Here is a 21324-nt window from a genome sequence, read left to right on the forward strand (position 1 = left end):
CGCCGGGGAGCGGCTCGCGAGTACCGCGAAACCGCTCCCCAGTCGTTCGGGCGTCCGCGCCGGGTCAGATGCGGCCGCCGGTGAGCCGTGAGAGCGGGCCCCGGCGGCGCAGGCCCGAGCGGCGTCCCAGGGTGTAGGCGGTGGTCACCGCTGCCGCACCGGCGGTGGCGGCTCCGGCCGCGATGGCCTTTCGGGCCCGGATCGCGGTCCAGATCCAACCGGCCCGGCCGACACTGCCGCGCAGCGCCTGCGCGGCGGCCACGGTCTTCTGTGCCAGTGGTGCGGGCAGGGCGGTGAAGGCGCCCGTGGTGCCGCTCGCCGCGTCGGAGGCCGCCTTCGCGCCCTCGCGCGCCGCGCCGGCGGCCCGAGAGCGGGCCTTGGTCCCGTTGGAGGAACTCGCTGACGTGGAACTGCTGTTGGTGGACTTTCCCGATTCGGTCATGTCCAGCGTGTGACCGCAACTCCGTACGATAAACCCTCCGCAGGGGTGAATCCGGCGTTCACAGCAGCTTTCCCAGGGGACCGAGGTCGATGTTGAGGTCCTCGGGTCGCAGTCCGAAACGACTGCGCAGGAGTTCCATCCGGTCTTCGAGGAGCATCAGCGTCAGGCCGAGGCGCTCCTCCTGGTCCTCCGAGAGACCTCCGGTCTCGACCCGGCGCAGCGCTTGGCGCTCCATCAGCTGTCGCAGCAGTTCGATGACGGTCAGCACGAGACGGGCCAGGTCGCGTTCGACGGTGTCGGGGTCGAGGTCCACCCGCTGCGGACGGCTCATGGCGTTCCTTCCATCCAGGGTGTGGGCACGTTGTCGTTCACCGAGCTGATCAGGGCTTTGAGGTCGATGCGTACAAGATCGACATCGGCGATGCGCAGGGTGATGTCACCGGCGAGGACCACACCGCCCGCCAACAGGCGGTCGAGGAGGTCCACGAGGGCGACGTCCTGATCCCCGATCATGTGGGCTCGGCCGACGGGACGGGCGCGGTCGTATGGGTGAACGAGTAGGGCACCCAGGGGCCGGTGACCTCCACCCGGACGCCCGGCGGCAGGTCATCGGCCGCCGGGACGCGGTCGAGGAACGCCTGGCGGTGCGCCGTGGGCACGAGGTAGGCGGCGTTGAGGACGTTCTGTCCGGGAGTCTTGGACAGTTGCTGCTGCTGGGGCGGGTGGAGCACCGCCCCGGACGCCTCGACGGTGAGCCGTTGGTGGAGGGCTTCCGCCGCTCGCCGGGCCTGGCCCGTGCGGTCGGCTTCCGCTCGCCGGTCGGCCAGTCGGCGGCGCAGGTAGTCGCGCCCGGAGGCGGCCGGAGCGGCCTCCGTACCCGAGTCGGCGGGCGGGGGGTCGGCCGAGGCCGGCTGGGCGGTGGGCTGGGCGTAGAGCTTGACGCCCCACTCCTCCGCGTCCGTCACCCGTTCCAGCGCCTCGCCGAGGGCCTCGTAGGCATCCGCCAACATGCGCCGGACCCCGGAGCGGCCCCGACACAGGGTCGCCAGCCGGAGGGGCACCGTGGTGGTCCGGCGGCCGACGTGGGCGACCACCTCGTGGTGGGCCCGCGCCACGTCGGCGAGCCAGTCCAGGTCTTCCAGGTGCGCGCGCAACGGCTCCTCGTCGAAGTCGGCCGCCTCCACCGGTTCCACGACTGCCGCGAGCCCCTGGTACTCGACCAGTCGGAGGCCTTGCCCCAGAGGGGCCCGGGCGTCGAGGGCCAGGGGCGGGGACGGCGGCGTCGCGCTCCGCAGGACGGCGTAGACGTAGAGCAGTTCGTCCGTCACGGGAGTTCCTCCTGGCGCGCTTCCAGCTCCGCGACGCGTCGGCGCAGTTCCTCGTTCTCCTTGCCCAGTTCGCGGTGTCGGGCCTTGGAGGAGAGGGCGGGGTCCTGTTCCCACCAGTCGATCCCCATCTCCTTGGCCCGCTCGACGGACGCGACCACCAGGCGGAGCTTGATGGTGAGCAGTTCGATGTCGAGGAGGTTGATGCGGATGTCCCCGGCGATGACCACACCCTTGTCGAGGACGCGTTCGAGGATGTCGGCGAGGTTGGCGCTGGAGTTGTCGTCGTAGGACCGGGGCAGGCCGGGGGGCATGGTCATGCGCGTCGTCGGTTTTCCCGGCGGCCGCGCGGCTGGGCGGCTTCCGGCTCGTCCTCGGGCTCGGGCTCCTCTTCCGGTTCATCTTCCGGTTGCGGTTCCGCCCGGTCGTCGTCGGCGGCGGGAGCGTCGGCCTCGTCCTCGTAGGCCTCGTCCTCGTAACCGTCGTCCTCGTAGGCGCCCTTCTGTTCCCCTTCCTCGACCTCCTCCTCGTCCTCGCCGTCGTAGGCGTCGTCGTACGCGGTTTCGTCGGCCTCGTCGGCGTCGGGGTCAGGTGCTTCCTCGTCGTAGTGGTCGCTCGCGTCCTCGGCGCCGATCTCGTCGGGCTCCTCCTCGTCGTCCCGATGGGGCTCTACGAGTTCGCCCTCGTGGATCTCGCCGCGCCAGCCGTCGGAGGCGCCGCCCTTCACGGTGAGGTAGCGGGCGTAGTTCTTCAGGTCCAGGCGTACGCGTCGGCCCTGGGCGCGCCAGAGATTGGCGGTCTTCTCCATGAGGCCCTGCGGGTGGTATTCGATGACCAGCAGGACGCGGGTGAGGTCGACCGTCAGCTCGTGGAAGGTGACCACGCCGCGCGTGGTGCCCTTGGCGCCTTCGGACGTCCAGGCGATGCGCTCGTCGGGCACCTGCTCGGTGATGTGCGCCGTCCAACTGCGTTTCGACCAGAAGATCTTGGCGTTCCACTTGCTGGTGGTCTCATCGGCGGCCTCGGCACTGGTGACCGCTCGCGCGAAGTCCGGGAACTCGCGGTATCGCGTCCACTGGTTGTAGGCGTCCTTGACGGGTACGCCCACGTCCACCGATTCGAGGATGACGGTGGGACGGCCGCGGCCGGGCTTGCCGCCCCGCCGGCCCAGCCGCTCGCGCACCGCGTCCGCCGTCTTGTCCTTGGCCTGCTTGGCCCCGGCTTCGATGACCGCCCGGAGGGGTCCGCGCCCCTTGCCCATCTTGCGGGCGCCGTCCAGGGCCAGCGCCTTGAGTCCGGGGCTGCTGCCGTCGGCCAGGGCGTTCAGGTGCGCGGTGGAGCGGCCCATGGCCCGGCCGGCGCCCGCCAGGAGGCGTTCGGCCTGGGCCATGAAGTAGGCCTCCAGCTCCTGCTTGGCCCGGTCGGCGGCGGGGCTGTCCTTGAGTCGTGCGAGTGCGGTCTCAGGCATCGCCGTCACCGCCCCGGCCGCGGCCGGCGGACCGCTTCGCGGCGGTACGTCGGGCCGGCGGCTTGTCCGTGTCGGCCTCGGCGCTCTTGCGCTTCGCCCTGCCCGGACTCTTGGCAGCGGAGGTCGCGGTACGGCGGCTGCCGCTGCGACCGGCCGTCTGTTTGCGGGCCGCTCGCTTGCGCGCCGGCCGCTCACCGGCGCCGTCCTCGTCGTCGTCGGTCTGGTCGGACCGGTCGGCCTGGTCCGTGGCGCTGTCCTCGTCGCCTTCGTCAGGGGCGCGGTCCTCGTCGGCCTCATCGTCGACGCGGTCCTTGTCGTCCCGACCGGTCAGCCCCGCGAGGCGGTCCTGTACGTCCAGCGTGCGGTCGTGGAGCCGGTCGGCGACCGCCTCCAACCGGCGGTCGACCAGGGCGCTCGCCGCCGCCGAACCCACCCCGCGCAAGTCCGTGCGCAGTTGCTCGCGTATCTCCTTGAACTGGGGGCTGTCACCCAGGCGGCTGCCGATGAAAGACGCGACCGAAGCTCCGTCGGGGGCGAGTTTCCGGCCGAGCACCAAAGTCGTCAGACCGAAGGCGAGTTTGGCCTTCTTGGTGCGGCCCAGCACATAGCCGGCGCTCACTGCCAGTCCCATTGCCATGCGGTTGTTCATTGCGGTCGCATCCTGCTTTCCAGTCGGGCCAGGAGTTCGTCCTCCCGGCGGTCGAATTCGGACTCGTCCATACCGCCTGCCTCGAAGGCCTCCACGAGCCGGGCGAGTTCACGCTGGACCACGGCGGGGTCGTAGTACTGCCGCTCCGCTTCCGCGACGACCTGGCGCAGGACCCATCCGGTCCCGCGCAGTGGCGCGGCAGGGAGCAGCAGTACTTCCTTGAGCAGGCCCACGGCCCTCAGCCCGCCTCGGCGAAGCTGTACGGGGGCAGCGGTCCGGTCGCCTGTACCTGGAGGTGTTCGTGCTGCTCGTGCAGGCCGCGGACGGCGGCGAGGAAGTCCTCCCGACGCTCGCGGTCCACGAGGAACGAGAGGTTGGCCAGCCGGCCGGTGCCCTCGGGGCCCCGGCGCACTCCTTCGGCCAGTGGTGCCAGGGTCTGCTCGATCAGTGCGGCGTCGGTTCGCTCCCGCTCGGAGACGGCCCGGGCGACGAGTTCACCGAAGGCGAGCTTCTCCTCGTGGGTGCCGCCGCCTGCCGCTCGGTTGGCCTGGTGGCGGGCGCGGAGTTCGGGATCGGCGGCCAGTACGGCGTACAGGACGGCTTCCTCGTGGTGGTTGGCCTTGACGTTGTACTCGTCACGACCGGCCAGGACGCCCAGGCGCTCCAGGTAGGCGTCGTGGTGCTCACTGAGGACCGCGCCCACGGCCTCGTCGTCGGGCGAGACGCCGCCGAAGCGCATGGGCAGGACGGGTCCGCTCACCTGCGCCTGGATCACCACCCGCTGGTGGGCGAGGAGGTCGCGCCGTTTCGCCTTGAGTTCCGTGGGGGCGTCGCTGACCAGGGCGACGAGCTCTCCGGCCCGTACGGTTCGGACGGGCAGGGGCGGCTCGCCTATGCCCTCGATGCTGTCGGGCAGTTTCTGCGAGGCACTCGTGATGCCGTAGACGTAGGTGCTCATTCCTTCTCCTCCCGGCGGGTGGTGGTACGCCGGCGCGGCCGGCTCTCGCTCTTCTCCTCGGAGTTCTCCTCGCGGGCCTGGCTGAAGGCGTCGGAGATGGTCTGCGCCGCGCCGCTCAGGGCGCCCTTGGTCTTGCCCCGCGCCCCCGACTCGGTCATTTCGCCGACGAGGTCGGGCAGGCCCGGGCTCTTGCGGGGGCCCGCTTCGAGGTCGAGTCGGTTACAGGCTTCGGCGAAGCGCAGGTAGGTGTCCACGCTGGCCACGACCACGCGTATGTCGATCTTGAGGATCTCGATGCCGACCAGGGACACGCGTACGAACGCGTCGATGACGAGGCCTCGGTCCAGGATGAGTTCGAGTACGTCGTACAGGCCGCTGGAACCGCCACCACCCGAGGCGGCGGGCGCGGGCTGGGCAGGAACGACAGTCATAGTTTCCGGTTCCCTTCTCTGGGGTCGGGCCGGGAGGTGCCGCCGGGTCAGCGACGGTCCGCACGGCCCCTTTCGTAGCGGCGGGTGCGCCGGTAGCCGATGAGCTCGCCCTCGCCGTCGACTTCCACGTCGTACGAGGCGAGCAGCGTCATCGTGTCCGGCACGCGGGGCAGTTCGACGATCTCGACCTTCAGCTTCCAGGTGCCGTCTTCGGCGCGCTCACAGGAGCTCACCCCCTCGGCCGGTAGGCCGAGCAACTGGGACAGCTGCTGCATCGCCGAAAGGATCACCGCTGCCGGGCGCGGGGGCTTCCCCCCGTCCGCCTTCTTCTGTGTGTCGTTGTCAGATGTGTTGGCCATGACTTCCTCCCTGCCGCGTATGACCGACTGCCCCGGCCTCAAACCGTATGGAATGCAGGGCGAGTTGGAATGTGAGGTTTGGGCGTTTTGATATTTCGCCTGTCAAAAAAAAGCGGGTAGCGATCGTGCATGCTCGCCGGCGGCGCAGTGATCAGCACGGGGGGCGCCTGCCTCGGGTGGCGGTCGTACACCGCCACCGGGGGCGCGGTACGAAGCCGCACGCCGAGGGCCCCACGCGCAGGAAACCAACGCGGTCGCGGCACGGTCCTGTGTCGGGCCGGGCCCGGCCGGGTGCCGCACGAGAAGCGCTCCTGCGGACAACGAGAACGGCTCCGCCCTAGGGAGGCGGAGCCGTTTCGCGCTGAGGTGCGTGGGGCGTTCACGCGTGGCTGTGGTGGCGGCGGTTGCCCGTGACGAGACGGTAGACGGCGAGCAGGATGACGGAGCCGATGATGGCGGCGATCCAGGTGGAGAGATCGAAGAAACCGTCGATGGAGTCGACGCCGAAGATGACCTTGCCGAGCCAGCCGCCGAGCAGTCCGCCCGCGATTCCGATCAGCATGGTGATGATGATGCCGCCCGGGTCCTTGCCCGGCATCAGCGCTTTGGCGATGAGACCCGCGAAAAGGCCTATGAAGATCCACGCCAGAATGCCCATGATGCGTCTCCTGCCTCGTTGGATAAAGCTGTTGTCAACGACCGTCTGCGCCGTACGGACGGTTTCAAACGCCCTGATATCCCGATCGTTTCCGCTCGCCACGACGGGCTCGGGGGGAAGGATCAAGGGCACGTTTCCGGGCAGTGGAGTCGCTGTATGCCCGCGCCACGGAGAGTTTCGCCGCCCCGGTGGGGCCCTGAGGCCCAGTGAAGGAGAATCCGATGTCTGTGCAGGACCTGCGTCACCGGCTGGAATCGCTGCGCGAGCAGCTCGACGAGCAGCCGGCTCTCGCGCCGAGGGAGCGTGAGGACATCCGCGCACTGATCGACAAGATCGAGGACCGGCTCCGGACCGGTGACACCGCCTCGCACTCCGGCCTGACCCACGGGGTGAACCTGTCGGCGGAACGCTTCGAAGCCGACCATCCCAGGGTCGCCGGGACACTGCGCGGAATCGGTGTGGCTCTGGCCAACATCGGCATCTGACATCCGCGTTGCCCCTGTGTCCCGGTCACGATCACGGTCACGGTCACGGTCACGGCCACGATCCCGGTGACGGTTTCGGTCCCGGTCACCCAGTGGCGGTCAGCGGGAACAGTCGGCCGTACCCGTCGATCCCCTCGGCCGGCTTCCCGGCGGCCCGCAGCGCGGCCCACAGCAGTACCTGGTTGGCGGCGAGCACGGGCCGGTCCAAGGTCCGTTCCATGCTCTCCACCGCTCCGACTGCGCGGAATCCGTTACCGCCGACGACCACTGCCTCGGCATCCGACGGCACGTGCCCGACGACCCAGTCGTGCAGTTCGGCGGGCCGGATCAGCTGCTGTCCGCTGGGGAGCGAGCACGCAGCGGCGTACACCACGCCGAAGCCCGCGGCTTCGTAGTAGGCCCGGCCGAGGCCGTTCAGTTCGGCGCTGAACCACGGCGGGTCGATCAGGGCGATGCGGCCCGCGCCCAGGGCCCTCAGCGCCTGCGTGACGGCGGAGCAGGTGGCGACCACCGGCAGGCCGTGCGCCCGCGCGGACAGCCGCTCCAGCATCGCCGCCTCGGCATCGGCTCCCGTGACGTAGGCCGAGCTGGTGAACGCGAACGCGAGCACGTCGACGGGCGCGGCGGCCAGTAGTTCCGCCGCGTCATCGACATGGGGAGGCTCCGCGAAGGCCCGTACGGGAGCCAGCGGGATCGCCGGGTCCATGGCACCGCCCTGCCGCATCGCGCCGAAGGGGACCCTGGCCGTGTGAAGGCCGACATCGTCGGGCGCCATCGCCCGCAGCTCGGATTCGGGCCCCACATCGGCATGCGGGGTGAGCACCCCGATGCGCACTTGCGTGTCCCAGCCATCGGGTCGGTACACCCGTTCGCCCTCCGCGTCGAAGCGTCCTGGTCCGTCCGCCCCAGTGTCTCCCCGACACCCGCCAACCTCGTGGAATCGCCGCGCCGACGGGCGTGTGACCCCGGGGCGCGCGCCATGGCGGTGTTTGCTGGCGGCAGGATGACCCCACCCGCGGGGCCGCCACGCGCAAGGAGGACCCGGGCACATGAAGTTCGCACAGATCATCGACTTCGAGACCGAGCGGATCAGCGAGGTACGTGACGTCCTGCGTGAGTACGAGGAGCGCGCCCGTTCGGAGAGCCGGACCGGCACCCCGGCCGCCCGCACCCTGCTCAAGGACCGGGCCGATTCCAACCGCTACTTCGCGGTGGTCCAGTTCGAGTCCTACGAGGCCGCCATGGCCAACAGCAACGCGCCCCAGACCGACGAGCTGGCTCAGCGGCTCTCGGCGCTGATGACCAGGCCGCCGGTCTACACCGACTGCGACATCGTGGACCACCAGAGCATCGGCTGAGTCGGGTCCCGGCCGGGGAGGGCAGGCGACGGAGCGGGCCGCGGCCAGCCCCGTCGCGGCTCAGTGGACGGACAGTCCGCCGTCGACGAAGATCGATTGGCCGGTGAGGTAACCGGAGGCGCGGCCGGCCAGGAACACCGCCGCCCCGGCGAAGTCCTCGGCCAGACCGTTGCGGCCGACCATAGTGCGCTCGGCCAGCGCCGCCACCTTCTGCGGGTCGGAGGACAATCGCGCGTTGAGCGGGGTCATCACGAAGCCGGGCACCAGCGTGTTGCAGGTGACGCCGTAGGGCGACCAGGCCTCGGCCTGAGAGCGGGCCAGCGATTCCAACGCGCCCTTGGAGACCCCGTAGGCGCCGCTCTGCACGAAGGCCCGGTGTGCCTGCTGGGAGGTGACGTGGATGATCCGCCCGAATCCCCGTTCGGCCATTCCGGGCCCGAACCGCTGCCCCAGCAGGTAGGGCGCCTCCAGGTTCACCGCCATCGTGGCGTCCCACACCTCCTCGCCCAGCTCGTCCATTGGCGGTCGCAGGTTGATCCCGGCGCTGTTGACGAGGATGTCGGGCTCGCCGAACACCCCGGCCGCCTGCTCCGCCGCCGCCCGCACCCCGTCGCGGGTGCTCAGGTCGGCGCTCGACCAGGCCGCCCGGCAGCCCTCCGCCGTCAGCTCGTCGACCGTCGCCGCCAGTTCGGACTCCTTGCGCGCCACGATCACCACGCTCGCCCCCGCTCGGGCGAGAGCGCCGGCGATCGCTCGGCCGATCCCGGAGCTACCGCCCGTCACGACGGCGACCCGGCCTTCCAGCGAGAAGAGTTCGCAGAGGTAGCGCTGTGAGGTCATGTTCGTACCCTAGACGGCACGTCCACGGCAGAGGCCGCCCAGGCCACGACACCCGCGGCACCTCCCTGCGGGAACGGACCGCCAGGTTACGCCGGTCAATGCCCCGTGAGGGGGAATTGCCAGGTCGAACCGGTCGGCGCCGTGCAGGATGATGACGCCATGACCTTTGCCCGAAGAAGAGCCGAGTTGTTCGACGGTGTGCAATACGACCGCCGGTTCAGTGGTCCCTCGACCGGTGACGAGAAGAGCATGCTGCTGGGCTTCCTTGCGGACCAGCGCGCGACACTGCAGTTGAAGTGTGCGGGCCTCGGTGCGGAAGTGTCCCGGTGCTCCGTGGAGCCGTCCACGCTTTCCCTGCTCGGCCTCGTCCGGCACCTCGCCGATGTGGAACGCCGCTGGTTTCGCCGGGTATTGGCGGAACAGGACGCCCCCGCGCTGTTCTCCTCACCCCACCAACCCGACGGGGACTTCGATCACGCCTCGTCGGCTCCCGCTGACATCGCCACGGCTTGGCAGGTGTGGCGGGACGAGGTGGCCTTCGCCGACGACTACGTCCGCCAGGCGCCGCACCTGGACGTCCAGGGTCTGGACACGTGGCGCGGAACGGTGTCCCTGCGCTGGGTGCTCATCCACATGGTCGAGGAGTACGCCCGGCACAACGGACATGCCGACTTGCTCCGCGAGCGGATCGACGGAGCGCGGGGGATGTAGCGGGTGCGCGGGAAGTAGCGGGTGCGCGGGAAGTAGCGCGTGTGCGGCGCGTCACGGTCTGACGTCTCCTGCTCGCGCGGCCGGTGGGCCGCGGGTGTTCACGGGGCTTGCGTCGGGGTGAACCTCGTGAGGATCAGCAGGGTGTCGACGAGGTCCTCGGCGGGGGCGCCGGTGGCCAGGCGGCGCAGTTGCTGTCCGAAGACGAGGGCGACGGCCGCGCCGGCCAGACGTTCGGGATCGGGCACTGCGAGTTGGGCGAGGATTCGGGTGGCCAGCAGGTCGTAGGCGGCGAAGCACTCGGCCGCGGCGGCGCGCAGCCGCTCGTCGCGGCCGGCCTCGACGTACAGCTCGAAGGGCGCGATGTGGCGGCTGTCGAAGGCGTTGCCGCCCGCGACCCGCGCCACCACCTCGGCCGCCTGCCCGATGTCGAAGCGCTCGTCGGTGCACGCGTCGGCGAGCGTCGTGAAGTGCCGGGTCTCCTCGGCCACGAAGTGCAGCAGGCTCTCGCGGAGCAACTCGTGTTGGGTGGCGAAGTGGTAGGTGACGGAACCGAGGGAGACTCCGGCCTCCTTCGCGATCCGACGGTTGGTGACGGCGGCGATGCCGTCCTGCCCGATGATCCGCAGTACGGCGTCGATGATGCTCTGGCGGGTCTCGGAAGCATGGGGCATGTCGGCATTGTGCCCCATCGGCCGACGCGAGTGCCCTTGCGGGGACGGGGAATTGGGGCGTCCGGGGTGTGGACAGGGAGCGGGGCGATCCCTACTGTTCGTTCGAACGAACAGTAGAAGGCCGCCGTACGGGAGAATCGTCGTGGACATATCCGGATCGAACGTTCTGCTCACCGGGGCCACCGGGGGGATAGGTTCCGCCCTGGTCGGGCGCCTGACGGCGGAGGGGGCCAGGCTGACGGTCACCGGGCGGCGGGAGGAAACCCTCAAGGCCACCGCGGACGCCTGGGGCGCCCGTACCGTGGTCGCCGATCTGGCCGTCCGGTCCGATGTCCTGCGGCTCTCCGAGAGTTGCGCCGACGCCGACGTCCTCGTCGCCAACGCCGCCCTCCCCGCCAGCGGCGACCTCTTGGACTACACCGAGGAGCAGCTCGACCGCGCCCTCGACGTCAACCTGCGTGCGCCCATGCAGTTGTGCCGGCTGCTCGCGGCGCACATGGTGGCCCGCGGTCGCGGCCACATCGTGCTGGTCGGTTCCATTTCCGGGAAGGCGGCGACCAAGTCGACCTCCCTGTACAACGCGACCAAGTTCGGGCTGCGTGGATTCGCCCTCGCCCTGCGCCAAGAGCTTCGGGGTACGGGGGTGGGGGTGTCGCTGGTCCAGCCCGGCTTCGTGCGCGACGCCGGGATGTTCGCGGCCACCGGTGCGGGCACGCCGAACGGCATCAGGACCGTGACGCCCGGCCAGGTCGCCGACGGCGTCGTGCGGGCCGTCCGCGGCGACCGGTGCGAGGTCAACGTGGCGCCCCTGGAACTGCGGCTGCTGAGTGCCATCGCCGGGCAGTTCCCCGGTTTCGCCGAACGGGTCCAGGCCCGGGCGGACGTCGACGGCTCCGTGCGACAGATCGTCGACGCCCAGCGCTCGCAGCGGTAGGCGCCGTCGGTCCCGTGCCGCCGGGCGGGACCGACGCTCGCCCCTCTCCCCCGCCCTCGCCCGGCTCCGCACCCGCACGCCCCCGCGCGCTCACCCACATGATCCGTGCGTCGAAGCGGCTGTCCGGGCCGGTCGTCGAGGCCCGCCCGGGCGGTCCGTCGAGGTGGCTCCCGGCGCGAGCGGAATCCTCAGTGCCCCTGCGGGTCACCGCCTTCGCGACGCCTGCGGTTGCGTCGGCTGAGCGTGCCCACCACGCCGATCGAGGCGCCCGAGAGCGTGCCGGCCACGAGGATGCGCAGCAGGTCTTCCATCGCTCGCCGAGGCTGATCACAACGACGGCCCGCCCCGTGGGGACCAGCCGCACCCGGTAGGGCGAGGTCGCCGCCTCCCAGTAACCGGCGTAGCTGTGCACGTACGGCGCAATTGGGCGGGCCAGGGGCGATGCACCCGCCACCGGTCGCACGGGCTCGCGACCCTCGGCATACCTCCCCCCTCCGGCGCCGACTCACCGGCATCCTAGAGAAGGCTCGGGACGAGGGATGCCGGGGGACCTCAGGCTCGGCTCCGCACCTCGGGCGCGCGGCTCCGCACCTCGGGCGCGCGGCTCCGCACCTCAGGTGTCCGGGTCGGCGGCCGCTATGGCCGCGAGGGCCGACCCCGGGTCGCGCTCCACCGCGAGATCACCCAGGGTGACGACTCCGACCAGTTCCCCGTCCCCGGTCTGCACGGGCAGGCGCCGTAGGGCGTGGCGACGCATGAGGTCGTTGGCCTGATCGACGCCGTCGTCGGGCTTGATGGTGATCGGTTCGGTGCTACAGATGTCCCGCACCGTCGTCCGGGCGGGGTCCCGGTTCTCGGCCATGGCGCGTATGACGAGGTCCCGGTCGGTCAGGATGCCGCGCAACCGACCTTCGTCGACGACCAGGACATCCCCGATGTCGGCGTCCCGCATCACGCGCGCGGCCTCCGCCAGTGAGGTCAGCTTGTCGACGGTCACCGGCTTCCCCGTCATCACCTCGTGGACTCGTCGGGTCATGGCTCCTCCCGCTGCTGCAAGCGGTTCCTGCCGGGCGCCTACCCTCACCGGCCGGCCGCTACGCACACGTGCCCGTCCCCGCCCTCAGCTGCCCCTCGGCGGCCACCGGGACCTGCGCCCGCCCTGCCGTGACCCGGTCCGGCCCGGTTCTGTCCGTGTGGTGCGGGACGACGGTGCACGCGCCTACGCATCGCGGCCGGACGTACGGGCGGGGACGACCGCCGGTCGCCGATTGGGCCGTCCGGGCGGAAGCACCGTCCGGACGCCGTCCGATGGCCGCCCCGCGGGAAGGGACACAGGTGGATCACGGCCGCGCGGACGACAGGAATCCGGGCGGAATCCGGGCGGCCACGTGCATCCGACGGCGCGTCGGCCGCCGAACAAACGAGAGCGCAGCCGCCCACCCGACGGAGGACCGCAATTGATTCCGAAGGCCGTTCTCGAACACGCACCCATCGCGGCACGAGCCGGGTCGACGGGCCCTCGATGCGACCGGGTGGACTCGGACGTGCCCGCAGCGGTGCGAAGGGAACTCGAAACCGTCCTCGACGGTCTGCTGGCCCGGGCCCGGTCGCTCGACCCGGTCTTCGCCTCCGACGTGGCCGAGCGCCTCGCCGCCTTCACCCTGCGCGGCGGGCGTCGCAACCGGTCCAGGTTCCTGTGGTGGGCCGCCCGTGCCTGTGGGGCCGGTGAGGACCTGACGTCCGCGCTGCTGCGTGTCGCCGCGGCACTCGAACTCATCCAGGCGTGCGCCCTCGTACACGACGACGTGATGGACCGGTCCGCGCTCCGTCGGGGCGGCCCGTCCTTCCACACGCAGCTCGAAGCACGGTACGCCGACAGGTGCGCGACCCCCGGGGGCTTCGGCGCGTCCGCCGCCGTCCTCGCCGGCGACCTGGCCCTCGCGTGGGCCGACGACCTCGTGGCCGCGGTCGACCTGCCCCGTGGGACACGGGACTCCGTGCTGGAGATATGGCGGCTCATGCGGACCGAGATGGTGGCCGGGCAGTACCTGGACCTGTACACGCAGGCCACCGGCACCCGCTCCGCCACGCTGGCCCTACGCACCGCCTGCCTCAAGACGGCCCGCTACACGGTGGAGCGGCCGATGGCCCTGGGTGCCGCGATGGCCGGGGCGGACGCCGCCACCGCGGCGGCGCTGGGAGCGGCGGGGCGTTGCGCCGGGGTCGCCTTCCAGCTCCGAGACGACCTGCTCGGCGTGTTCGGCGATCCCGAGGTCACGGGCAAACCGGCGGGCGATGACATCAGGGCCGGCAAGAACACCTATTTGGCGGCGCTGGCGCTCTCCCTCGCCGCCGCCGGTCCTGACGCACGCGCACCGCACCTCCTCGACCGGTCCCTGGGTGACCGCTCCCTCACCGAGGACGGCCTGGCCGAGGTCAGGGAGGTCCTTTCGGCCACCGGTGCGGTCGCCCGCGTCGAACGGCGCATCCGGAGGCTGGCCACGACCGCCGAGCGCCACCTGTCTCGGGCGGAGCTGCACGGCCCGGGGCAGGAAGCCCTGGTACGGCTCCTGCGCCAGGTGGCCTGCCCTGATCCCGCCCAGGAAGCGGGCCCCTTCCACCTCGCGTCACCCCCCACCGGGGCGGCCCGGCGCGCGGGGGGTGGCCGATGAGGACCGTCACGGGACGCACTGACCACGTGGTCGTGGTGGGGGCCGGTCTCGCGGGTCTCGCCGCCGCCCTGCACCTGCTGGGCGCGGGGCGGCGGGTCACCCTGGTGGAACGCGCGGCGGTGCCGGGAGGCAGGGCGGGATACCTGGAGAAGGGCGGCTTCCGCTTCGACACGGGTCCGACCGTGCTGACCATGCCCCACCTGCTGGAAGAGGCTTTCGCGGCTGTCGGCGACAGCGTGGCCGACCGGCTGGAACTCACGCCCCTGCACCCCGCCTACCGGGCTTCCTTCGCGGACGGGAGCACGCTGGACGTCCACACCGGCGCGGAGGCGATGGAAGCGGAGATCGAGCGGTTCGCCGGCGGCCGCGAGGCGCTGGGGTACCGGCGGCTGCGCCGCTGGCTCCAGGACCTCTACCGGGCCCAGATGCGGCGGTTCATCGACACGAACTTCGACTCGCCCCGGCAACTGCTGCACCCCGACCTGGCCCGGCTGGCGGCGCTCGGCGGCTTCGGCCGCCTCGACCCCGCCATCGGACGCTTCGTCAAGGACGAGCGGCTGCGCCGGGTCTTCTCCTTCCAGGCCCTGTACGCGGGCGTCCCGCCGGCCCGCGCCCTGGCCGCCTACGCGGTCATCGCCTACATGGACACCATCGCCGGTGTCTACTTCCCCACGGGGGGCATGCACGCCCTGCCGCGGGCCATGGCCCGGTCCGCCGCGGACGCGGGCGCCACCCTCTTGTACGGGCAGGAGGTGACGCGGCTGGAGCGGCGCGGCGAGAGGATCACCGCGGTCGTCACCGACCGGCAGCGCATCGCCTGTGACGCGGTCGTCCTCACTCCCGACCTGCCGGTCGTCTACGGGCTCCTCGGCGGCTCGCCACGACGGCCCCTCCGGTTGCGGCACTCCCCCTCGGCCGTGGTCCTGCACCTGGGCACCGACCGTAGCTGGTCCCGGCTCGCCCATCATTCGATCTTCTTCGGGACGAAGTGGAAGGAAACCTTTCACGAGGTGACACGGTCGGGACGGCTCATGAGCGACCCCTCGCTCCTGATCACCCGGCCCACCGCCACCGACCCGTCGCTGGCGCCGGCCGGGCGGCACAGCCACTACGTCCTGGCGCCGTGCCCGAACACAGACATCGGCCCCTCGGCCGACAGGTGGGCCGTGCTCGGGCCCCACTACCGCCGGGAACTCCTCGACGTGCTCGAACGCCGGGGCCTCACCGGTCTGGAGGCCTCCGTCGAAGAGGAAGCCCTGGTCACACCGGCCGACTGGACGGCGCAAGGTCACGCCGCGGGCACTCCTTTCTCCGCGGCGCACACCTTCGCCCAGACCGGTCCCTTCCGCCCGCGCAACCTCGTTCGGGGCACGTCGAACGCCGTGCTCGCGGGCTGCGGCACGACACCGGGTGTCGGCGTTCCCACGGTCCTGATCTCGGGCAAGCTCGCCGCCGCGCGCATCACGGGCGCGGGGGTACGTCCGCTGCCGCGCGCCCGATCCACCGAGAACGGAGCACCGGCGTGACGCGACGCGAACTCGACGCGGCCGGCATCACCGAACCGGCCCTGCGCGCCGCGTACACCGCCTGCCGCCGCCTCAACGCCCGCCACGGCAAGACCTACTTCCTCGCCACGCGCCTGCTGCCCGCCGACCGGCGCCCGGCGGTCCACGCCCTCTACGGCTTCGCACGCTGGGCGGACGACATCGTGGACGACCTGGGCGGCGCCACGGAGGAGCAGCGCTCGCGGCTCCTGGGCGACCTCACCGCCTCCCTCACGGCGGTGCTGACCGGCGGCCGTACCGAGGACCCCGTCGTGCGGGCCCTGGCGGACACGGCGGTGCGCTACCGCATCCCGGCCGTCCACTTCACCGACTTCCTGGCCTCCATGCACAGCGACCTCAGCGTCACCCACTATCCGACGATGCGGCACCTGCGCGACTACATGCACGGCTCGGCCGCCGTGATCGGCCTACAGATGCTGCCCGTCCTCGGCACGGTCGGTCCCCCGGAGGAGGCAGCGCCGTACGCCGCCGCGCTCGGCGAGGCCTTCCAGTTGACCAACTTCATCCGGGACGTGGGCGAGGACCTCGACCGAGGCCGTGTCTACCTGCCGTCGGACCTCCTCGGCGCGCACGGCGTGGACCGCGACCTGCTGCTGTGGAGCCGAGGCACGGGGCGCGGCGATCCGCGCATCACCGAGGCGCTCAAGGCCGCGGCCGCGCACACCAAGGGCGTGTACGCGCGGGCGGAGCCCGGCATCGGCCTGCTGCACCCCGCGAGCCGCCCCTGTGTCCGTACCGCTTTCGTGTTGTACGGGGACATCCTCGACGCCGTCGCCCGTGACGGGTACGCCTCGGTCCACCTCCGCTCGACGGTGCCCCGGCGCCGGCGCGCGGCGATCGCCGGACGGGGCCTCGTGCGCGCCATCGTCGCCCGCCGGCGCCGCTGCGGCGCGCCACCGCGGCGGACGCGGGCCCGACCCGCGCCAACGCCCCCGCCGATGCCGGGAGGCGCGGCGCAGAACGTGACGGAGAGAGCTCGGTGAGCACGCGACGCGGCCGCCGTGGCCGCTACCCCATCAGCCTTCGTCGGGCACCCGTCCCCTGGGAGCGGCAGGAACCCACCTGGCGCGCCGCCGCTCCCCGGGCCATCGGTGCGTCGCTGGAGCGCGCGCTCGCCCGGCCGTCGGGCAACTGGTACGTCCTGGGCGCCTCCTGTGGCATCGGGCGGGACAAGCCGCACGGATTCACCGTGGCCGGCGAGGAGATCGTCGCGTGGCGCGACGGGCGGGGCCGCCTGCTGGCCGGCTCCGGGATCTGCCCCCACCTGGGGGCCCCGTTGGCGCAGGCCCGGGTCCACTGCGGAACACTGGTCTGCCACTGGCACGGAATGGCTCTGGACGGTGGCCCCTCGGCGGGCTGGACCCCCTATCCGGCCCACGACGACGGCGTCCTGTGTTGGGTCCGGCTCGACGCTCACGGGCAGGAGGAGCCGTTGCCGCTGCCCGTCGTGCCCCGGCGCCCCGGCCTCGGCCGCGCGGTGGCCTGCGTCTACGAGGCCATCGGGATCTGCGAGCCCGAGGACATCGTCGCCAACCGCCTCGACCCCTGGCACGGCGCCTGGTTCCACCCGTATTCGTTCGTCGACCTGCGTGTCCTGGACACCCCCGGCCCGTCATCGACGTCCTCATCGTCGTCTCGGGACGACGCCCTGGTCGTCCGGGTGTCCTTCCGCCTCACCGACCGGATCGTCATCCCCGTCACCGCCGAGTTCACCGCCCCGGAGCCCCGGACCGTCGTCATGCACATCACCGAGGGCGAAGGGCGGGGCTCCGTGGTGGAGACCCACGCAACCCCCTTGGGGCCGGCCCGGGACGGCCGTCCCCGGACCAGGGTGACGGAGGCCGTCGTCGCGGCCTCCGAGCGTCCCGGATTCGCCGTCGCCCGGGCCGGCGCGTCCCTGCTGCGGCCGCTGATGCGCCGGGCGGCGGCTCGGCTGTGGAAGGACGACCTGGCCTACGCCGAACGCCGGTGGCACCTGCGCAGCTCCGGCCGCTTCCCCGGCTGACCTCAGGCGGGGGAGCGCGCGCCGACCCGACCGTCCTGTCCCGGGGTGCGGCCCAGCCGCGCCAGCGTCCGCAGCGGCGCGGACCGCCCCCGTAGCGGCACCGTCCACAGCGTCTCGCCCCGTACGCCCCACTGCTCCAACAGTGCGTTGGCGGCCAGGAACCCGCTGGTGGCCGCCCGTTCCATCAGCGCGACGGGCAGCCCGGTGCGGACCATGTCGCCGGCCACCAGCAGCCGCGGATCGGGAGTGCGCACGCCGGGACGGGAGGCGTAGCCGCCGATCTCGAACAGCGGGCAGTCGTCGCGCCATTCGTGCCGTACGTCGACCGTCCCGGCCCCTCGGGTCTCCCCGTACACCGCGTGCAGCTGCTCCACCAGCCTTGCCTCGACCGTCGAGCGCTCCTGCGCCGGTTCCACGGCGTAAGCGTGCAGTTCCACCACCGAGCCACCGGTCCGCAGCGCCCACCGGTGGGCCTCCCCTTCCCAGCGGTCGAGGACGCTGACGTTGTCCAGGTCCCCGTAACCGCTCGTCCCGAGGAAGCCCGGCCGTTCGGGCCGGACCGGACGGTCCAGCCACAGCCGCGAGACGAGGAACGGCGCGGCCGTGCGCAGCCCGGCGATGTCCTCGCGCCACCGTTCGTCACCGAGGTCTGGCGAGGCTGCCACGACCCGCCGAAGACCCTGGACGTCCATGGCCAGGACCACGGCGTCGAACCGTTCGTCCCGGCCGGCCACCCGTACCTCGAAGCCGGCGGCCCCCGCCGGGCGGACCTCCTCCACGGCCGTGGCCGTGCGCACGTCGGCCCCCAGTCGGGCGAGGTGACGGCCCAGCGGCTCCCACAGGGCCTGCGGGAACGGCTCGCGCGGCACGTCGAAGAGCAGGCCCTCGGCGGAACCGAGGAAGTAGATGTGGAACATCAACACCAGTTCCGCGGCCGACAGTCGGGCCGGGTCGGCGAAGAAGCTCCGGGAGAACACCTCGAACGCGAGGTGGTGCGCGGCTTCGGGGAAGCGGATGGCGGCCAGGAACTCCTCGGCGCTCACCCCGTCGAGCCTGCGGTAGACCTCGGGCACCGCCACGTCCAGCAGCGGCAGCGCGGCCCCCGCGTCCATCCTCGTCAGATCGCGCAGGCCGAAGGACGGGCTTCGGGCGACGAACCCCAGCGCGCTCAGCGGAGGGGTGCGGGGTACGCGTGCGAAGCCGTCCTCGCCGCCGTCCCTGTGTCGGAGGGGGTAGTCGGGCAGTCCGACGAGACCGTGCAGGCCCGGATCGGTCCGCCTCAGCAGCGCGCGCAGGTTGTAGTACTGGCGGAAGAAGGCGTGGAACCCGCGGCTCATCGTGGCCGGCGAACCGTCGGCGAGCCGGACCGGCCACCCGGCCAGTCGGCCGCCGAGTCCGTTCTCCCGCTCGAACAGGGTCACCGCCACCCCGCGCTCCGCCAGCGGTACCGCAGCGGCCAACCCCGCGATGCCGCCGCCGACCACCGCGACGCGGGGCTCCTGCCCGTCGATCCGCTCCCGGCCCGGGCGCCCGGGCACCTCGTGGGCGCGCCGGTCCCTTCCGGGGAAGCGGCGATCCCGGCCCTTGGGCGTCATGCCGTCTGCCTTCCGAGCCCCGGGGTCCGCGCCACGAACGTGTGGGTGATGCCGCCCTGCCATCCGGCGAGCGGCAGGGCCCGTACGTCGACGAAGCCCGCGCGGCGCATCCGGTCCGCGAACTCCGGGGCCGTGTCGAAGGCGACGACGCTGCGCCACAAGTGCGCGTACAGTGCCCCGTTTCCCGTCGCCCGGCCGAGCGGCATCACCACGCCCCGACACACGGCGCCCCAGGCGGCCCGGTCCACCGCGCGGCCGCTCAGCGCGTACTCGTGCACGGCGATGCGCCCGCCCGGTGCCATGGCGGCGCGGACCGCCGCCAGCGCACCGTCGGTGTCGGTGACGTTGCGGAAGAGGTAGGCGGCGAAGACGGCGTCGAAAGGACCGTCCGCCACGGCGTCGCCCAACCGGTCGGCCGGAGTGTGGACGAAGGAGACGTTCGCCGGCCATCGCTTCGTCGCGGCCCGCTCCAGCATTCCCGCCGACGCGTCGACGGCCGTGATCCGGCACCGCTGGGCACCCGCGGCGAACAGGGCGGCGGTCGAGGCGCCCGTTCCGCAGCCCAGATCGAGCAACCGGCTGCCGGGGGGCAGCGACCGGACACCGAGGCGGCGGGCCGAGCGGCGCAGTTGGCTGTGATAGCCGGGATGGGCACCGACCAACAGGTCGTAGGTCGACGCGGCGTGGTCGAACGCCGCGGACAGGTCGTCGTCGCGCAGGACGGGGAGGGTGCGCATGGCGTGCGTGGGTCCTTCCATGGGGCGGCCGCGGAAACGTCCTCGGCGGTTCACGGGTGCGTCCGTCGTCGCAGCAGGGGTAGTTCCAGCAGGGACAGGAGCATGGGCGTGATCGGGGTGCGCAGGCCGAGCAGGAAGTCCTCCCGCCGGCTCGTCGTGCCGTCCAGGAACCTCAGCAGACGGTCGGCCGGCACGGTCCGGAAGAGGTCGGTGAAGAAGCGCGCCCCGTCCATCCGTCCCGTGGCGAGGGCCCGCAGCAGCACCGCGTCCATGGCCAGCGGACGGGCACCGTAGGGAGCGGGGGCGACCGGGTCGCGACCGCGGCGCAGCGCCGAGTCGATGGCGCGGGTCTGGCGTTGGATCGCGGCGAAGGTGTAGCCCGTCGAGGGCCGGGTCGCACCGCCGGCTGCCCCGATGGGCACGACGGAACGGCCCCGCCGGCGCGGGAAGCGGGAGTCGGTCATGGGGATGACACCCGATTCGGTGCCGGTGACCGTGAAGGCGCCGAGGCCCAGGACGCCGCGGCAGTAGTCCCGCAGTTCCCTGTCGTAGGCGGCGTCGGGCAGCACGCGCGGCGAGAACCGGGTGTACTCCACGAGGGCTTCGCTCCGGCTGAACGGCAGCACGTAGGCGAAGGACAGGCCCGATGGGGGCTGCGCGGTCCTGAAGTCCATCAGGTGGGCGTAGGACGGATCGAAGGCCGGGGTCGGGGTGCGCACGAACCACCCCTTGAAGTGCTGGAGCAGCACGGTGCGGGACGGGGGCAGGGGCCGCGGGGGGCGCGAGTCGAACACCCACCGGGCGCGGAACGTCCGCGGACGCCCGTCCGGGTCGTGCCCGCGCGCCTGTGCCCCGCCCGGGCGGTCCCGCACCGACGCGACATCGACCTGGACGCACTCGCAGCCACGCTCCGCCAGCGTCCGGCGGGCGGCCGCCTCGAACCGGGCGGAGCGCAGCATCTTGTACCGCCAGGCACCGAGTTGCGAGTCGGCGGGGCGACCGTCGGGGCCGGTCACCCTGAGCCTGTCCCAGCGGCCGGTGAGCAGCGGGTCGTGTTCGCCCGGTCCCTCCTCCCAGAAGCACCAGGTCCGCTCCGGGACGCGCAAGGGACCGGGGCACGCCTCCAGGACGACCACCGAGGGTCGGGGCGTGGCCCACGTGCCGGGCGCGCTCAGCCGCATAGCGAGGCTCAGCCCGGCGGCGCCCGCCCCGATGATCACCACGTCCGCGTCCTCGTCCACGCGTCCCGACCCTCTCGCTCCGCCCCGCACCGACCGCTGCCCCCGTTTCCCTTCCCCCCGTCCGGCCGTCATGGATGCACCGGCTCGCCCATGTGGCCGCGTCGTCGCCCGTACTGCCCGTGGCTCGGGTATCACCGTGTATCACCGTGAAGGGTGGACCACGGGAGAGCGGATACGCCGGTGCGCCACGAACTGGCGCGCGTGCCGCGTGGACTGGAAG

At 72.2% G+C, this 21324-nt stretch carries 28 protein-coding genes; 8 read left to right on the plus strand and 20 right to left on the minus strand.

What is annotated here, in order from left to right:
• Nucleotides 1–64: 64 nt before the first annotated feature.
• From ACV7NM_RS02595 to ACV7NM_RS02650, 12 genes are all read right to left on the minus strand, one after another.
• Nucleotides 65–442, minus strand: coding sequence for a hypothetical protein (locus ACV7NM_RS02595; protein WP_463408670.1), 378 nt, complete (start codon nt 440–442; stop codon nt 65–67).
• A gap of 58 nt (nt 443–500) precedes the next feature.
• A complete protein-coding gene (locus tag ACV7NM_RS02600; RefSeq protein WP_136215421.1) occupies nt 501–773 on the minus strand; it encodes a gas vesicle protein K in 273 nt (90 codons plus the stop codon).
• A complete protein-coding gene (locus tag ACV7NM_RS02605; RefSeq protein WP_463408671.1) occupies nt 770–955 on the minus strand; it encodes a gas vesicle protein in 186 nt (61 codons plus the stop codon). The genes ACV7NM_RS02600 and ACV7NM_RS02605 overlap by 4 nt, the downstream gene beginning before the upstream one ends.
• Nucleotides 952–1770: a GvpL/GvpF family gas vesicle protein gene (locus ACV7NM_RS02610; protein ID WP_463408672.1), complete on the minus strand. Its 819-nt coding sequence runs from the start codon at nt 1768–1770 to the stop codon at nt 952–954. The genes ACV7NM_RS02605 and ACV7NM_RS02610 overlap by 4 nt, the downstream gene beginning before the upstream one ends.
• Complete coding sequence (locus ACV7NM_RS02615; RefSeq protein WP_463408673.1) at nt 1767–2087, minus strand: gas vesicle protein; 321 nt, start codon at nt 2085–2087, stop codon at nt 1767–1769. Before ACV7NM_RS02615 ends, ACV7NM_RS02610 begins: the two co-directional genes overlap by 4 nt.
• Nucleotides 2084–3235 (minus strand): SRPBCC family protein, encoded by a 1152-nt coding sequence (locus ACV7NM_RS02620; RefSeq protein WP_463408674.1) that lies wholly within the window; start codon nt 3233–3235, stop codon nt 2084–2086. The genes ACV7NM_RS02615 and ACV7NM_RS02620 overlap by 4 nt, the downstream gene beginning before the upstream one ends.
• Entirely contained in the window at nt 3228–3872 is a 645-nt protein-coding gene (locus ACV7NM_RS02625; RefSeq protein ID WP_463408675.1) for a DNA primase, read from the minus strand. Before ACV7NM_RS02625 ends, ACV7NM_RS02620 begins: the two co-directional genes overlap by 8 nt.
• Nucleotides 3873–3880: 8 nt before the next feature.
• Entirely contained in the window at nt 3881–4117 is a 237-nt protein-coding gene (locus tag ACV7NM_RS02630) for a gas vesicle protein GvpG (protein ID WP_463408676.1), read from the minus strand.
• A gap of 5 nt (nt 4118–4122) precedes the next feature.
• Nucleotides 4123–4842, minus strand: a complete 720-nt coding sequence (locus ACV7NM_RS02635; RefSeq protein WP_463408677.1) for a GvpL/GvpF family gas vesicle protein — start codon at nt 4840–4842, stop codon at nt 4123–4125.
• Nucleotides 4839–5273: a gas vesicle structural protein GvpA gene (locus tag ACV7NM_RS02640; RefSeq protein ID WP_463408678.1), complete on the minus strand. Its 435-nt coding sequence runs from the start codon at nt 5271–5273 to the stop codon at nt 4839–4841. Before ACV7NM_RS02640 ends, ACV7NM_RS02635 begins: the two co-directional genes overlap by 4 nt.
• 47 nt (nt 5274–5320) lie before the next feature.
• Nucleotides 5321–5632, minus strand: a complete 312-nt coding sequence (gene gvpO, locus ACV7NM_RS02645; RefSeq protein ID WP_463408679.1) for a gas vesicle protein GvpO — start codon at nt 5630–5632, stop codon at nt 5321–5323.
• Between the two features lie 379 nt (nt 5633–6011).
• Nucleotides 6012–6290 (minus strand): GlsB/YeaQ/YmgE family stress response membrane protein, encoded by a 279-nt coding sequence (locus ACV7NM_RS02650; protein ID WP_136215431.1) that lies wholly within the window; start codon nt 6288–6290, stop codon nt 6012–6014.
• A 221-nt stretch (nt 6291–6511) separates the two neighbouring features.
• Between ACV7NM_RS02650 and ACV7NM_RS02655 the strand changes: the two genes are divergently transcribed.
• Nucleotides 6512–6775: a DUF4404 family protein gene (locus ACV7NM_RS02655; protein ID WP_463408680.1), complete on the plus strand. Its 264-nt coding sequence runs from the start codon at nt 6512–6514 to the stop codon at nt 6773–6775.
• A gap of 85 nt (nt 6776–6860) precedes the next feature.
• On the opposite strand, the gene ACV7NM_RS02660 is transcribed toward ACV7NM_RS02655, so the two are convergent.
• Nucleotides 6861–7640, minus strand: a complete 780-nt coding sequence (locus ACV7NM_RS02660; protein ID WP_463408681.1) for a maleate cis-trans isomerase family protein — start codon at nt 7638–7640, stop codon at nt 6861–6863.
• 184 nt (nt 7641–7824) lie between these two features.
• Here ACV7NM_RS02660 and ACV7NM_RS02665 point away from each other — a divergent pair, with 184 nt between their 5' ends.
• On the plus strand, nt 7825–8133 hold the full coding sequence (locus tag ACV7NM_RS02665; protein ID WP_463408682.1) for a hypothetical protein: 309 nt from the start codon (nt 7825–7827) through the stop codon (nt 8131–8133).
• A 60-nt stretch (nt 8134–8193) separates the two neighbouring features.
• On the opposite strand, the gene ACV7NM_RS02670 is transcribed toward ACV7NM_RS02665, so the two are convergent.
• Entirely contained in the window at nt 8194–8973 is a 780-nt protein-coding gene (locus ACV7NM_RS02670; RefSeq protein WP_463408683.1) for an SDR family NAD(P)-dependent oxidoreductase, read from the minus strand.
• Nucleotides 8974–9132: 159 nt separating this feature from the next.
• Between ACV7NM_RS02670 and ACV7NM_RS02675 the strand changes: the two genes are divergently transcribed.
• Nucleotides 9133–9684 carry a DinB family protein gene (locus ACV7NM_RS02675; RefSeq protein ID WP_463408684.1) on the plus strand — a complete coding sequence of 184 codons (552 nt, stop codon included), beginning with the start codon at nt 9133–9135 and terminating at the stop codon, nt 9682–9684.
• A gap of 98 nt (nt 9685–9782) precedes the next feature.
• On the opposite strand, the gene ACV7NM_RS02680 is transcribed toward ACV7NM_RS02675, so the two are convergent.
• Nucleotides 9783–10355 (minus strand): TetR/AcrR family transcriptional regulator, encoded by a 573-nt coding sequence (locus ACV7NM_RS02680; protein ID WP_463408685.1) that lies wholly within the window; start codon nt 10353–10355, stop codon nt 9783–9785.
• 142 nt (nt 10356–10497) lie between these two features.
• On the opposite strand from ACV7NM_RS02680, the gene ACV7NM_RS02685 reads away from it, so the two are divergent.
• The gene (locus ACV7NM_RS02685) at nt 10498–11289 is read left to right on the plus strand and encodes an SDR family NAD(P)-dependent oxidoreductase (protein ID WP_463408686.1); all 792 of its coding nucleotides are present in this window, start codon (nt 10498–10500) and stop codon (nt 11287–11289) included.
• A 188-nt stretch (nt 11290–11477) separates the two neighbouring features.
• Here the strand turns inward: ACV7NM_RS02685 and ACV7NM_RS02690 are convergent, their stop codons facing one another.
• On the minus strand, nt 11478–11600 hold the full coding sequence (locus tag ACV7NM_RS02690) for a hypothetical protein (RefSeq protein WP_463408687.1): 123 nt from the start codon (nt 11598–11600) through the stop codon (nt 11478–11480).
• 302 nt (nt 11601–11902) lie between these two features.
• The gene (locus ACV7NM_RS02695) at nt 11903–12325 is read right to left on the minus strand and encodes a CBS domain-containing protein (RefSeq protein ID WP_463408688.1); all 423 of its coding nucleotides are present in this window, start codon (nt 12323–12325) and stop codon (nt 11903–11905) included.
• A gap of 508 nt (nt 12326–12833) precedes the next feature.
• On the opposite strand from ACV7NM_RS02695, the gene ACV7NM_RS02700 reads away from it, so the two are divergent.
• The 4 genes from ACV7NM_RS02700 to ACV7NM_RS02715 are packed head-to-tail and all read left to right on the plus strand — an operon-like array spanning nt 12834 to nt 17531.
• Complete coding sequence (locus ACV7NM_RS02700; protein ID WP_463408689.1) at nt 12834–13961, plus strand: polyprenyl synthetase family protein; 1128 nt, start codon at nt 12834–12836, stop codon at nt 13959–13961.
• Nucleotides 13958–15487, plus strand: coding sequence for a phytoene desaturase family protein (gene crtI / locus ACV7NM_RS02705; protein WP_463408690.1), 1530 nt, complete (start codon nt 13958–13960; stop codon nt 15485–15487). The genes ACV7NM_RS02700 and crtI overlap by 4 nt, the downstream gene beginning before the upstream one ends.
• Nucleotides 15484–16509 carry a phytoene/squalene synthase family protein gene (locus ACV7NM_RS02710; RefSeq protein ID WP_463408691.1) on the plus strand — a complete coding sequence of 342 codons (1026 nt, stop codon included), beginning with the start codon at nt 15484–15486 and terminating at the stop codon, nt 16507–16509. Before crtI ends, ACV7NM_RS02710 begins: the two co-directional genes overlap by 4 nt.
• Nucleotides 16506–17531 (plus strand): DUF5914 domain-containing protein, encoded by a 1026-nt coding sequence (locus ACV7NM_RS02715; RefSeq protein WP_463408692.1) that lies wholly within the window; start codon nt 16506–16508, stop codon nt 17529–17531. The genes ACV7NM_RS02710 and ACV7NM_RS02715 overlap by 4 nt, the downstream gene beginning before the upstream one ends.
• A gap of 2 nt (nt 17532–17533) precedes the next feature.
• On the opposite strand, the gene ACV7NM_RS02720 is transcribed toward ACV7NM_RS02715, so the two are convergent.
• From ACV7NM_RS02720 to ACV7NM_RS02730, 3 genes are read right to left on the minus strand one after another with little or no spacing between them, the layout of a single operon-like run.
• Entirely contained in the window at nt 17534–19126 is a 1593-nt protein-coding gene (locus ACV7NM_RS02720; protein ID WP_463408693.1) for an FAD-dependent oxidoreductase, read from the minus strand.
• Entirely contained in the window at nt 19123–19863 is a 741-nt protein-coding gene (locus ACV7NM_RS02725) for a class I SAM-dependent methyltransferase (RefSeq protein WP_463408694.1), read from the minus strand. The genes ACV7NM_RS02720 and ACV7NM_RS02725 overlap by 4 nt, the downstream gene beginning before the upstream one ends.
• 50 nt (nt 19864–19913) lie before the next feature.
• Complete coding sequence (locus tag ACV7NM_RS02730; RefSeq protein WP_463408695.1) at nt 19914–21104, minus strand: lycopene cyclase family protein; 1191 nt, start codon at nt 21102–21104, stop codon at nt 19914–19916.
• Nucleotides 21105–21324: the final 220 nt, after the last annotated feature.

The organism is Streptomyces sp. Tek67B01 (assembly GCF_055231995.1).